This window comes from Gordonia jinghuaiqii (assembly GCF_014041935.1).
Lineage (GTDB): Bacteria > Actinomycetota > Actinomycetes > Mycobacteriales > Mycobacteriaceae > Gordonia > Gordonia jinghuaiqii.
On record NZ_CP059491.1, the window covers coordinates 202149 to 214716 of the forward strand.

The 12568-nt window shown below is 68.0% G+C and carries 11 protein-coding genes; 7 read left to right on the forward strand and 4 right to left on the reverse strand.

Features of this window, described 5'->3' with window-relative positions; translation table 11 throughout:
• Nucleotides 1-172 precede the first annotated feature (172 nt).
• The gene (locus H1R19_RS00840) at nt 173-1762 is read left to right on the forward strand and encodes an HNH endonuclease signature motif containing protein (RefSeq protein ID WP_244970823.1); all 1590 of its coding nucleotides are present in this window, start codon (nt 173-175) and stop codon (nt 1760-1762) included.
• Nucleotides 1763-1769: 7 nt separating this feature from the next.
• Here H1R19_RS00840 and H1R19_RS00845 read toward each other — a convergent pair whose 3' ends face one another.
• A complete protein-coding gene (locus tag H1R19_RS00845; RefSeq protein ID WP_219850330.1) occupies nt 1770-3422 on the reverse strand; it encodes a DHA2 family efflux MFS transporter permease subunit in 1653 nt (550 codons plus the stop codon).
• 157 nt (nt 3423-3579) lie between these two features.
• Here H1R19_RS00845 and H1R19_RS00850 point away from each other — a divergent pair, with 157 nt between their 5' ends.
• From H1R19_RS00850 to H1R19_RS00860, 3 genes are all read left to right on the forward strand, one after another.
• Nucleotides 3580-4464, forward strand: a complete 885-nt coding sequence (locus H1R19_RS00850) for a DMT family transporter (protein ID WP_219850331.1) — start codon at nt 3580-3582, stop codon at nt 4462-4464.
• A 76-nt stretch (nt 4465-4540) separates the two neighbouring features.
• On the forward strand, nt 4541-5794 hold the full coding sequence (locus H1R19_RS00855; protein ID WP_219850332.1) for a lipase family protein: 1254 nt from the start codon (nt 4541-4543) through the stop codon (nt 5792-5794).
• A 34-nt stretch (nt 5795-5828) separates the two neighbouring features.
• Nucleotides 5829-5987, forward strand: coding sequence for a hypothetical protein (locus tag H1R19_RS00860; RefSeq protein ID WP_244970824.1), 159 nt, complete (start codon nt 5829-5831; stop codon nt 5985-5987).
• Nucleotides 5988-6040: 53 nt separating this feature from the next.
• Here H1R19_RS00860 and H1R19_RS00865 read toward each other — a convergent pair whose 3' ends face one another.
• Nucleotides 6041-6253: a hypothetical protein gene (locus H1R19_RS00865; RefSeq protein WP_188330751.1), complete on the reverse strand. Its 213-nt coding sequence runs from the start codon at nt 6251-6253 to the stop codon at nt 6041-6043.
• A 164-nt stretch (nt 6254-6417) separates the two neighbouring features.
• On the reverse strand, nt 6418-8022 hold the full coding sequence (locus H1R19_RS00870) for a Rieske 2Fe-2S domain-containing protein (protein WP_188330752.1): 1605 nt from the start codon (nt 8020-8022) through the stop codon (nt 6418-6420).
• A gap of 170 nt (nt 8023-8192) precedes the next feature.
• On the opposite strand from H1R19_RS00870, the gene H1R19_RS00875 reads away from it, so the two are divergent.
• The 3 genes from H1R19_RS00875 (at nt 8193) to H1R19_RS00885 (ending at nt 10672) form a co-directional block, all read left to right on the forward strand.
• On the forward strand, nt 8193-8831 hold the full coding sequence (locus tag H1R19_RS00875) for a TetR/AcrR family transcriptional regulator (protein ID WP_219850333.1): 639 nt from the start codon (nt 8193-8195) through the stop codon (nt 8829-8831).
• A gap of 10 nt (nt 8832-8841) precedes the next feature.
• Nucleotides 8842-9609 (forward strand): lysophospholipid acyltransferase family protein, encoded by a 768-nt coding sequence (locus H1R19_RS00880; protein ID WP_188330754.1) that lies wholly within the window; start codon nt 8842-8844, stop codon nt 9607-9609.
• A gap of 229 nt (nt 9610-9838) precedes the next feature.
• Nucleotides 9839-10672, forward strand: a complete 834-nt coding sequence (locus H1R19_RS00885; protein ID WP_219851488.1) for an HAD family hydrolase — start codon at nt 9839-9841, stop codon at nt 10670-10672.
• Nucleotides 10673-10764: 92 nt separating this feature from the next.
• Here H1R19_RS00885 and H1R19_RS00890 read toward each other — a convergent pair whose 3' ends face one another.
• Nucleotides 10765-12507: a peptidoglycan recognition protein family protein gene (locus H1R19_RS00890; RefSeq protein WP_219850334.1), complete on the reverse strand. Its 1743-nt coding sequence runs from the start codon at nt 12505-12507 to the stop codon at nt 10765-10767.
• Nucleotides 12508-12568 lie beyond the last annotated feature (61 nt).

Sequence of the window (12568 nt, forward strand, 5' to 3'; positions counted from 1 at the left end):
CGGACGCCATCCGTTCTTGTCGGTGGTCGGGTCTATCTTGGTTGTCAGCAGGTGATCCCATCGAACGGGCTGGGACTGCAACACTTCTGGGGGCAGGGTGTCAGGGGACTGGAGGGATCTACCGGGCGATCATCTCGCCGGGATCGATCCTGCCGACCCGTACGAAGCAGACATGTACACGCTCATGGACAGCCTGGCCGCCAACCAGCGCGCCGAATCCTTCGTCGAATGGTCGCAGTATCAGATCATCAACGCCATCGCCGACCGTTGCATCGCAGCACGCTCGACGCTCGACGGCGGTGTGGTGGTCGACGGTGTCACAGTCTGCGTTCTTCGTGTCGCTCGGTTGCGGTCAGCCACTCGGCGCCAAGCGGAGATCCTGGTCGACGAGGCGATGGCCTTGCGCGAATCCCTTCCCGAGGTGCTCGACACGTTGCGCGTCGGCATCACCACCCGCTGGCAGCTGCAGGTGATCCTGTCCCGTACGGCCCTGGTGCCCGCCGACAGTTCCATCACCCCGATACTCGACGCCGAGATCGCGGCGATTCTGCGCTCCAAGAAGGGCTCGTGGACGAGGGCCCGGCTGCGGGACCTGGTCGATCGGCTGGTGTTCCGCCACGACCCCGATCTCGTTCGCGAACGCCGCAAGGAGGCGCTCGACAACCGCGGCGTGTGGACCACCGCGCTCGAGGACGGCACCGCGGAGATCACCGGGGTGATGGCTGCGGAGAATGTGCGCATCGCTGCCAAAACCGTTCGGGTGTTAGCAGATTCGGTCTGTGGGCACGATGGTCGTACCGCCGGTCAACGAAACTCCGATGCGATGTTCGCGCTGCTGACCGGCACCTCGTTCGAGTGCCAGTGTGATCGCGAGGTCTGCACCGCACAGGTTCCAGACCCAGGCGCGGCCCTGGCGTCGGTGCGCAGTGAGCTCGTGATTCATGTGGTGACCGACGCGTGCACCCTGGCCGGCGCACCGGGCATCGGTTGGGTGGACGGTCACGGAGTGATCTCCGATGAGCATGTCCGCGACCTCGCCGAGCGGCCCGACGCGATCCTCAAACCGGTGACTCCGGTTCGTACGCCACCGATGCGCTTCGTCGCGGACGGTGACACAACGATCGAACCGTCGAGTGTGAAAAGCGAACGGCCGAATGATGTTTCGCTATCGGCCGATGGTGCTGCCGAACCGGCGGGTAAGGACACCCCGCCAGGTGAAGTCGTCGTATACCCGGGTTCCCAACCGAATGATCCGTATCGTCCGACAGCCGCATGCGGTGATTTCGTGCGCGTTCGTGACGGCTACTGCACCGAACCCGGTTGCGAACGGTCCTCATTCAGCTGCGACCTCGACCACGTCGCCGAATTCGACCGCAGGAGCCCGTCGCACGGCGGTCTGACCGCGAGCGAGAACCTCAACGCCAAATGCCGGTTCGGGCACCTGCACAAGACCTTCGGCGACTGGGTCGACACCCAGTATCGCGACGCCGACGGCCGGCTGGTCACCGAGTACGTGACTCCCGAGGGCTACCGCATACGAGGTGACGCCGAAACCCTCGAAGACCACTTTCCGACCCTGCGTCGTATCCGGTTCGAGCAGCCGGCGCAGGCACCACCCACGCCACGGGTCATCACGGGCGCCGACACCCCGTCCGCCACAGGCCGGCTCGCAGCCAAACACGCGCGTCGGAGGGCCGAACGCGCTCGCAACCAGAGGGAACGCGAACGCCGTCAGCAGACTGACGGACCCGCACCCTTCTGAAGGCCGGCTATCCCGCTGTGGTCGGGTCGGGGCGTCGTCTCGGCTGCAACTGGGTCGAGGTCACGAGACCGGCGAACAGGAAGCCGCCGGCCACGAACAGTGACCAGCGGGTGGCATCGGCGAAACCGTCCGACAACGCGTCGGCGACCTCCGGGCCGTCGGCTCCGAGCCGGCCGCGGTCACCTTCGTCGCGGATCACAGGAATGGTGCTCCCGGCGGAATCGCGGGTGGCGTCGACGAGCGGAGTCGAGACCTGTGCCGGCAGGGCGACCGGTTCGAGCCGGTCGGTGAGGCTGTGTGCGAGGCCCAGCGACAGGATCGTGCCCAGGATCGCGGTGCCGAGCGCCGCGCCGAGCTGCCGGGCCGTGCTCTGCGTCGCCGATCCCTGCCCCGATTCGTCGGTGGGGATGTCCACGAGCACGGTCCCGGTCAGCTGCGCCGACGCGAGTCCCAGTCCTGCGCCGTAGACGGCGAGCAGGAGCGCGAGCACCCAGGCGGACGACGACGGACGCAGGTAGAACGCGAAGGCCAGGACACCGATCACCTCGAGCGCCAGACCGATCATGACGGTCCGAGGTGCGCCGAAGCGCGCCGCCACGGGTCGGGCGGCGCCACCGGAAGCGAACGCGCCGAGCGCCATCACCGCCAGGACATACCCGGCGCCGAGGGTGCTGAGCCCGTACGCATTGACCAGGAACAGGGGAAGCACGAGCAGCAGACCGAACTCGCCGATCGCGACCGTCATCGCGGTGAAGTTGCCCCAGCTGAAGGTGCGGAACCGGAAAAGGGACAGATCCAGGAGCGCTGATCGCCTCACCCTTGCGCGATGGCGTTCCCAGGCGACGAACGCCGCCAGCGCCGCGAGACCGACGACCCCCATGACCGGCGTCGCCGACACCGGCGCGTCGCTCGACCACGTCACGCCCGGGAGCCTCAGGTCCGCGACCGGCTTCCACCATCCGATGCTCTGACCTTCGATGAGGGCGAAGATCAGGGCCCCGAAACCGATCATGCTGAGCAACAGCCCCACCACGTCGAGGCCTGGGACGGAGATCTCGGCCTTGGTCTCGGGGACCACGAGCAGCGCCCCGAGGACGACCAGGATGCCGATCGGGACGTTGACGAGAAAGATCCAGCGCCACGAGAAGTCTGTGGTCAGCCAGCCGCCGAGCAACGGACCGATGGCCGCCATACCCGAGATCACCGAACCCCAGATCGCGAAGGCGATCACCCGGTCACGGCCCCGGAACGTCGCGTTGACGGTCGACAGTGTGCACGGCAGCACGAGCGCGCCGCCGATGCCCTGGACGAGTCGGGCGAGGATCAGCGTCGTCGAGCTGTCCGCGAGCGCTGCCAGGAGGCTGCCGCCGAGGAACACGGCCACGCCGACGATGAACAGCAGACGGCGTCCCACCCGGTCACTGAGACGTCCGGCGGAGAGCAACAGGGCGGCGAAGACCACCGAGTAGAGGCTGTTGATCCACTGCGCGTCGGTGAGGTCGAGTTTCAGCTCATCGATGATGACGGGCAGTGAGACGTTGACGATGGTGCCGTCGATGACGATCATCGACAGACCCGTGGCGAGAACGCCGAGCCCCAGCCATTCTCGCCGTCCCGCGCGCGGTTCCTGGGAATCATCGACACGTGCCTGAACGCTCATGGGACCGCGCCTTCCCTGTCTGGATGCACCGGACATGCGGAGTGGGTCGATTGCACCAGAATATTTCGTCGTATGTGTGCACTGTCGGACTTGTCGGCACGTGCCGAAGGTCCGCGTCTCTGACCGATTTGCCCGCGAAAGCGGCAATACTGATCCGATGGTGATCGGGATTCTCGCGGCGGTGTTCGCGGCGTTGGCGTACGGCACGGCCTCGGTGCTCCAGGCACGAGGCGCACAGAGCGTCGAGGACACCGGCGGGGGTCCCGGTGAAGCGCCGTCGCTGCGGTCCACGATCACCGCCATGCTCACCGTCGCGTTCATCGCGGGAATGGCGCTGGACGGCATCGGGTTTCTCGGCAACATGGTGGCGGCCCGGATGATTCCGCTGTTCCTGGCGCAGCCGATCGTCAGCGCCAACCTGGTCGTCACGGTCGTCCTGGCGACCATCGTGCTGAAAGCCCGGTTGTCGCGGCGAGACTGGACCGCGATCGGCGTCGTGGTGATCGCCCTGGTTCTGCTGGGCTTTGCCGCCGGCGACGAGGGCCGTGAACACGAATGGTGGTTGCACTGGGCGGTTCTCGTGGCCGCGGTCGTGATCCTCGGCCTGGGCGCGGCGATCCTGCCGCGGATGCAGAGCCGCGTCGCGGTGCTCGCCGGTCTCTCCGGCGGTGTCCTGTTCGGTGTCCTGGCGGTCGCGGTCCGGATCCTCGACGGCCTGGACCCCTTCGACCTGGGCGAGCTGTTCACCGATCCGGCGTTGTACGCGATCATCCTGGCCGGCCCCGGCGGGTTCTACATGTTCACCGTTGCGCTGCAGAAGGGCGCGGTCAGCGCGGCGTCGGCGTCCCTGGTGGTCGGCGAGACGGTGGTGCCGGGGGTGATCGGCATCGTCGTTCTCGGTGACACCGTTCGGGCCGGCTGGGGGCCGGTCGCGGTGATCGCCTTCATCGCCGCGGTCATCGGCGCAGTGGTGGTGGCGATGTCGCCCGTCGTCGAGCAGGTCGAGCGGGCGGGGGAGAGCGTACCTTCTCCCGCTGGTTGAGCGTCTCGAAACCGATCCGTGCCCGGCTCTGCCGATGTGCGGCGTGAACCGGACCAACCCGGCATGATTACCGGTCATGCGCCTCATCGTGCGGAAACTCGTGTCGCTCGCCGCGATCCTCGGGGCCGCGACCTCCCTGTGTGTCCTCGCACCCACGGCCGCGGCGGCACCTGGCCCCGTTTCCGCCGCAGCACCGGCGCTGCTGCCGTCGCAGGACCCGTTCTACGACGCCCCGGCGGGTTACGAGACCCGTGCGCCGGGCACCGCACTGCGCACTCGGCAGGTCGGATTGGGTTGGCGCGGAACAGATGTGCCGATCTCTGCCACCCAGATCCTGTACCGCACGACCGATCAGTTCGGTGCGGCGACCTCGACGGTCACCACGGTGATCTCACCGCCCGGCGTCCCTGCCGGGGCGCCGCGCCGCGTCGTCTCCTATCACTCCTTCTACGACGCGCTCGGATCGCAGTGCGACCCGTCGTACACGCTGCGCGGCGGCAATCCCGACGAGGCGCCGATCGACATCGCGCTCATCTCGGGTCTTCTCGCCGCCGGATACACCGTCACCGCGCCCGATTACGAGGGCAGTGGTCTGCGCTGGACGATGGCACGCGAGTCCGGATATGCCGCGCTGGACGGCATCCGGACGGCGCTCGGTCATCTCCGGGCGCCCGCGCGCACGCCGATCGGGCTCTTCGGCTATTCGGGCGGGTCGGTTCCGACCGGGTTCGGTGCCGAACTGGCCCCGCGATACGCGCCCGAGCTGAACATCGTCGGGGCTGCCGCCGGCGGCGTGGTGGTGAACCCGGCGAACAACCTCGACTACGTCAACGGCAGCAAGAACTGGGCCGGTGTCATCCCGGCCCTGATGGCCGTCTACAGCGAAACCTATGGCATCGACCTGCGCAGTTACCTCTCGCCCAAGGGCAAACGCATTCTGCGGCAGGTGGCCGGTGAGTGCATCGAGGCGTTCGCCGACAAGTACCCGGGACTGACCGACCACCAGCTCCTGGTACCCACCGTCGGCGGATTGCTCGACGTTCCGGGTGTGCGCCAGGCGATCTCGCAGAACGTGATGGGAACGCTCGGCACCCCGCGCGCTCCGGTGATGCTGGGCGTCGGCAACTCCGACGGCACCGGCGACGGCGTGATGATCACCGGCGACGTTGCACGTCTGGCGAAGAGCTTCTGCCGCCGTGGGGTGCCGACGACGTTCACCGAGTATCGCGGGCAGAACCACACCGCGGCGTTCATCCCCTGGAGCGTCGAGGCTCTGGGCTTCCTGAGCAGGCGCTTCGCCGGTCAGCCCACCGGTGGTTGTGGCCGATGATCTCCGGAGTCGACCTCCCGGCGGAACAGGGGGCGTGACCGACTGGGTGACGCGCACCGAAAGCGAGGACGATATACCCGGCATCCGCGCGGCGTTCGACGTCCCGGACGAGGCGTTGATGTCGCTGGCCCTCGACAGCTCCCGTCCGGTCCCGCACGGCACGATCGAGTACCCGCCGGCGTGCGGGGTGTGAGACACACGCACGGCCCCGGGAGATCTCCCGGGGCCGTGCGCCGAGCAGGTGAGTCAGTCCGCGTCGGCGGACGGACTCGCGTTGGTGCCGCCGTCGGACACCTCGAAGTTCTTCCACTCGCCGTTGTCGTGCACCTGCATGACCGTGCCCAGACTGTCGTCAGGGGCACCCACGGTCTTGAACCAGTCGTACGCCCTGGTCGCGTCGTCGAACTCTTTCTCCTCGACGACGGTCTCACTGGAATCCACGACGCGGTACTGAGCCATGATCGTTCTCCTCACGGTCGGGTGCGGCTTCGACGCCTGTGTGGACGCCTGGTGGCCGGGTACCCAGCCCACCGGTCGCATAACCGTCCGCGGAACGGATCAATCGGAACAGAGTGAGGGATGGGTGGCGGAACCCGATACGCATCCCGCACTCTGCCGGGTCGTCAGGAGTCGAGTTTGCTCGCGCGCAGCTCGTGGCCCTTCGACGTCAGGCATCGGCCCGATGTCAGATCCCATTGCCAGCCATGCAGATTGCAGGTCAGCTTCTCGCCCTCGATGACACCGAACTTGCCGAGGTCGGCCTTGAGGTGCGGGCAGCGTCGCTGGATCTCCCAGCCGTCCTTGGTGATCGACGCCGAGTCGTCGTGTGCCTCGGCGAACCAGCCGTCGGCGTAGGCGATGCGCTCGTCGGTGAGGCATTTGAAGAACGTGTACAGGAACTCGTTGTAGCCGCCGATGCGCCAGGTGGTGAACCGGGTCGAGAGGAAGATGGTGTTCACCCAGTCCGGCTCGTTGTCGCGCAGGACGGTGCGGACGAGTTCGGTGGCGATGCGGAAACCGTAGCGGTACTTGCCTTCTCCCTCTTTCGGCTCGCGCACGATGCGGTTGGGGAAGTCCAGCACCACGGTCTCGGTGGCGTCGTTGGCGGGACCGCCGCCGGGTGTCATGACCAGGCCGACCGGGTAGCCGATGCCGTCGCAGATCAGATCCGACTGCGTCATGATCGGTTCGAACAGTTCGCGCAGGGCGCCGAGTAGCGGTTCGCCCTCGGCCGGTGCCCAGGTGGCCTTCTCCGCGGCGATGACCGGTGCGAACTTCTCCTTCATCCGTTCGAGGTAGGCGCGCTTGTTCTCGCCGAACACGTCTGCGGGGGCATAGGGGTGGCTGACCTCGTCGAGGGTCGGTCCGGTGAACTCGGCGACCGAACCCGACACCATCATCAGGCCGCGATGCTTCTCGCCGTCGTCGGTGCCGTGGATGCGCATCTGCTCCAGGAAGGTCTCCTGGTCGGGGAAGATCGACGTGACATCGGCGGTTTCGGCCGAACCGAAATCGTTGAGGTAGAACAGATCCTCGTCGAGGAACATCGGCGGTCCGGCCGACGGGACCACCCACGTCGCCCCGACCTGCTCGATATAGGAACGCGCACGGTCCATTCCGCGCTGACGCTTCTGAGAAGCGAAGTTGGCCTTGGACTTCCGCGGGATGTCATACACCATCGGGTACCAGATGGCGCCCGAGTACTGCAGCAGGTGAACGTCGACGCGGCCGAACGCCTCATTGATGACGTCGAGGTCGATGGGCCGGGCGTCGTTCATGTTGAAGCAGACGGTCTCGCCGTCGGAGACGATGATGCCGCTGTCGCCGATCGGGCCGTCGGCCGGGGCGCGCAGGGCGATGATCATGACCTCGAGCGAGCCCTTGTCGTTGGTCACCGTCGTCTTCACCGAGTCGGAGGTCTCGATGAACTTGGTGAACCCCAGCTTCTCCAGCTCGCGGCGCAGGTCCGGCACCGGGTAGTCGGGGAGGAGGACGGTGGCGTCCTTGTTGACGTTCTCGCGCAGATTGCGCTCGTCGAAGTGGTCGCGGTGCAGGTGCGAGACGTAGAGGTAGTCGCAGTCGCCGAGAGTCTTCCAGTCGAGCTCGGAGTTGTCGGGGAAGGGCACCCACGAGGCGAAGTACGCCGGGTTGACCCAGGGGTCGCAGAGGATCGATCCGGCGGTGGTCTGGATGTGGAAACCGGCATGACCGATGCTGGTGATCTGCACGAAGGGGCCTTTCATGGTGTGCGCGCGGGCTGCGCGGCAGGGCACGACAGACCTCCAATGTATCGAGCGCAGACATCAGCGGGGTGGGCCATCGGTCCCCACCTGGGGTTCGGGTGATGGGACTCACGCGTCTGCCGCCTGCGCCCGACCGGGGATGCGACCATGGACCGATGACATCGGGGAAGCTGTGGCGTGGCCAGACGCTCGCCGACCGGTCCACCGATCGCCGTGAACAGATGCTCGCCGTCGCCGAGGTCCTGCTCGGTTCCGGCGGGGCGGGCGCGGTGACCATGCGCGCGGTGGTGCGCGAGGCCAACCTCAGCCCGCGCTACTTCTACGAGAGTTTCCGGTCGCGAGAAGCGCTGCTCACCGCCGTGTACGACCGGGTCGCCGACCAGCTCCTGGCCCAGATCTCCGCGCAGGACATCCCGGCCGCCGGCCGCGGCAACGTCCGCGCGCTCCTCGAGGTGTGCCGCGACTTCTTCGACGCCGATCCCGGCCGGGCGCGCATCCTGCTGCGTGAACCCCTCGCCGACGACGTGCTGCGCGCCCACCGTGCCGCCAGCGTTCCGGCCTTCATCGAAGCCGTCGTGGGGACCGTCGCCGACGACCACTCGTTCACGCCGGACCGCATACCGGTCATCGCCTCGGCGCTCACCGGCGCACTCGTCGCTCTCTACCTGGACTACATCGACGGCCGGCTGGTCCTGACGCCGACACAACTGGCCGACGCCGCCGTCGACCTCGTGTCCGCCGTCGCCGGCATCGGCACTGCGCAGGGCGATCGGCCCCGCACCTCGAATGGCTAAGATGCCGGGCATGGAACCCGTCTATGACACCGTGATCACCGCTGCCCGCCTGCTGTGGCTGGCCGAGGGGCTGAAGTTCAAGGTGTCGGGCGTCGAACACGTACCGCCGAAGGGCCCCGGCGTCGTCGCGATCAACCACACGGGCTACCTCGACTTCACCTATGCCGGCATCCCCGCGCATCTGCAGGGCCGTCGCAAGGTGCGTTTCATGGCGAAGAAGGAGGTCTTCGACAACAAGATCTCCGGCCCGATCATGCGCTCGCTCAAGCACATCCCGGTCGACCGTGGTCAGGGCGCCGACAGCTATCGCGCGGCGGTGGAGTACCTCAAGCGCGGCGAGCTCGTCGGGGTCTACCCGGAGGCGACGATCAGCCGCAGCTTCGAGCTCAAGGAGTTCAAATCGGGCGCCGCACGGATGGCCATCGAGTCCGGCGCCCCGATCATCCCGACCGTCATCTGGGGCGCACAGCGGGTGTGGACCAAGGGGCACCCCAAGCAGCTCGGCCGCACCGGGTACAAGATCTCGATCGGGGTCTGCGAACCGCTCGAGCCGACCGGCGATGCCGATGCCCTCACCGCGAAGCTGCACCAGGTGATGAGCGGCAAGCTCCTCGAGCTCCAGGACGCCTACGGCGAGCACCCCGAGGGCGAGTTCTGGGTGCCGGCCCGACTCGGGGGGTCGGCGCCGACACTGGAGGAAGCGAACCGGCTCGACGCCGAGGAGGCAGCCGAACGTGCCGCCAAACGCGCGGAGCGGGGCACGCCCGACCAGGCGTGAGCCTCCGGCCCACCGCCCGATCCGCGTCGTCCCGTCCCCGTTGACGCCGATGCGCGCTGACGCCGGCGGCCGTTAACCTTGAGCCATGGGCGGCGGGCGCACCGCGGCGACGCGCCGGGCGCGGCGGGCGAACGAGCACGCCAGGCCGCCGAGAGATCTCGGTGGCACCACCTGCCTGCACCTCGCGGCAGCAACGATCTGCCGGCACGGTTCGGCGGAAAGGGCACTGATGACCTTCGGTCCACCCACACTCATCGCCAGCGACGTGGACGGAACCCTCATCGACGACGAGAACCGGGTTTCGGCACGCACGGTGTCGGCGCTGGCGGCCGCACGGGCCGCCGGGGTGGAGTTCGTCCTGGCGACCGGACGCCCCCCGCGCTGGATCGCCGAGATCACCGACCAGTTCGCCGGCACGGCCGCATTCGTCCGATACGCGGTGTGCGCCAACGGCGCCATCATCTACGACGCCGAGCACGACCGGGTCCTGTGGTCGGCCAACCTCGAACCGGACTCCCTGGTCAAGCTGGGTGAGATCGCCTACGAACAGATCCCGGGGTGCGGCATCGCGGCGGAGCGTGCCGGGCAGTCGGCGCACGACGCGGCAACTGCGCCGTTCGTCGCGAGTTCGGGTTACGAGCACGCCTGGCTGAACCCCGATCACGTCGAGGTCGGCGACGACGAGGTCTTCAGCGAGCCTGCGGTGAAACTCCTCGTACGCAAGCCGGGGATGTCGAGCGGGGAGATGGCGAGCAGGTTGCGACCCGCGGTCGGCGACCTCGCCCAGGTCACCTTCTCCACCGACAACGGCCTCGTCGAACTGTCGGTGCCCGGTACACACAAGGCGTCGGGGCTGTCCCGGCTGTGCGAGCACACCGGGCTTCCCGACGATGCGCTGATCGCGTTCGGTGACATGCCCAACGACGCCGAGATGCTCACGTGGGCGGCGCACGGCGTGGCGATGGGGCACGGCCATCAGGCCGCGCTCGATGCCGCCGACGAGGTGACGGTCGGCAACAACGACGACGGCGTCGCGAAGGTTCTCGAACGCTGGTTCTCCTGACCGGTCGCCCTGCCGAGGGAGATCAGTTCTGGCGCTTGACCTCTGCTCCCCGGTTCGAGGGAACTTCCCGAACTCGGGGAGCAGAGGTTGTGTCAGGCCGCCGGTGGGACGGGCGCGGGCGCCGGGGCAGGTGCGCCGGGTTCGCCCGGAGCCGGTGCGGGGGCCGGTGCAGGTTCGCCCGGGGCCGGCCCCTCGGCCGGTGGGGCGGGCTCGGGCGCAGGCTCCTGCGGCGGGGGTGCGCCGCCGGCCAGCGCGCGGATCTGGTCGAGCGCCGCGTAGCCGTGGACTCCCGGGCAGCTGGTGCTGTTGTAGTCGCGATGCCCGGAGATCATCGGCAGGTTCGCCTGCGTTCCGGCCGCGAACTTGGTGCCCGCAAAGCCCTCTGAGGTCAGCGTGGCGGTTCCGGCGGGATTGAGTCCGGCCTTGCCGAGTCGCCAGCGCAGGAAGCGTCCGGTCGCCGACACCATCGCAGCCGTCGGCGGGACCTCCTCGAGGTTGCCGATCATCGACACCCCGATCGTCTCCTTGTTGAAGCCGCCGGTGTGCGTGCCCTCGACATTGCGGTCGAGCCCGCCGAACGCACCCTCGAAGATCTGGCCGTACTTGTCGATGAGCACGTTGTAGCCGATGTCGCACCAGTTCAGGCTCTGCGCGTGATAGGCGTAGATGCCGCGCACGATCTCGATCGATTGCTGTGGCGTGTAGTCGTTGCTGCCGGCGGTGTGGTGCACGATCGCACCTCGCACCTGCGGCGAGTAAGCCGGCTGCGAACAGCGGATCGCCTCATCGGCGCCCCACTGCTGCCGCGCGACGAACTGCGGGCCGCCCGACAGCGGCGACAACAACGACGACCCCAGCGACAGCAGGCTCTCCGGACTGATCAGCGTCGCCTTCAATGCGTTGAATGCGGTGGTCGCGAGGGTGGTCACCACCTCACTCGCGGTGCCGACGGCGAGCTGGGCGAGATCCCCGCCCTGGGTCTCGGCAGCCGGGATGGCGAGTCCGTCCTTGCTCGCGGCCACCTGGACCTCGCGGGCGTCGCCCACCCATACCGGTTCGGTGCCCACGGGCTTCTCCGCGCTCGGCTTCTGGCCGTGCGAGACCTGTTCCAGCACGGTCCAGGGACCCCATGCGCCCTCGGGGCTCTTGGCGCGCAACGTCAGATCGACGTCGGCCGGGCGGTCCCAGGTCAACGCGACCATCTTGATCGGGGCGTCGCGGATGATGTGCGTGACCGCGGCACCCACCTCGCGGCCGTCGGCCATGGTCGGGATCGTCGGGGTGGCCGGTGGGGTGTCGGTGTTCGTCGGGTTGCCGGTCGGGTTCTCACGGGTGCGCGACGGGGTGGTCGGTGTCGTCGGCTCCGGCTCGGTGCTCGACGTCTCGGTGCTCGACGTCTCGGGCTCGGTGGTCGTCGTCTCGGTGGTCGGTGTCTGACTCTGTGACGTCTCGCTCTGTGACGTCTCGATCTGCGACGCGGTAGCGGTCTCCCGCGTCGGGGAAGCCGAGGAGGACGCGCTGCTCGTCGACGATCCGCTCCCGCCGGGAACCAGTCCCTTCGGCAGCGGGACCGTCAGGTCGGGGAGGGGGAAGGCGTTGGGGTCGATCGGCGGGAGTGTCACACCCGCCGCAGCGAGGCCGGAGGATGCGACGTCGACGATGGCCGCGGGCAGTTCTCGCAGCGGGACCTGCTCGATCTCGGTGTTGGCGATCTTCTGCTTGTTGTCCACCAGTTGCGGATCGGAGGTGTTCGCAAGGACCACGAACGGAGTCGCGACAACCGCGGCGGCGATGGCCGCGAGTGCGATCGAAGGTTTCGGTCTGGGGTAACGCACGGGGTCTCCTCGCGGGTGGTCGGGCGTCCTCTGGTCGTGCCAGGTCGCCCGGTCAGCCATC

What these genes read in the sequence shown, in the direction of transcription:
- H1R19_RS00880 (WP_188330754.1), top strand. Translation starts at nt 8,842, where the DNA reads ATGGAACCCGTCTATGACACCGTGATCACCGCTGCCCGCCTGCTGTGG.
- H1R19_RS00885 (WP_219851488.1), top strand. Translation starts at nt 9,839, where the DNA reads ATGACCTTCGGTCCACCCACACTCATCGCCAGCGACGTGGACGGAACC.
- H1R19_RS00840 (WP_244970823.1), top strand. Translation starts at nt 173, where the DNA reads ATGTACACGCTCATGGACAGCCTGGCCGCCAACCAGCGCGCCGAATCC.
- H1R19_RS00850 (WP_219850331.1), top strand. Translation starts at nt 3,580, where the DNA reads ATGGTGATCGGGATTCTCGCGGCGGTGTTCGCGGCGTTGGCGTACGGC.
- H1R19_RS00845 (WP_219850330.1), bottom strand. Translation starts at nt 3,422, where the DNA reads ATGAGCGTTCAGGCACGTGTCGATGATTCCCAGGAACCGCGCGCGGGA.
- H1R19_RS00875 (WP_219850333.1), top strand. Translation starts at nt 8,193, where the DNA reads ATGACATCGGGGAAGCTGTGGCGTGGCCAGACGCTCGCCGACCGGTCC.
- H1R19_RS00855 (WP_219850332.1), top strand. Translation starts at nt 4,541, where the DNA reads ATGCGCCTCATCGTGCGGAAACTCGTGTCGCTCGCCGCGATCCTCGGG.
- H1R19_RS00865 (WP_188330751.1), bottom strand. Translation starts at nt 6,253, where the DNA reads ATGGCTCAGTACCGCGTCGTGGATTCCAGTGAGACCGTCGTCGAGGAG.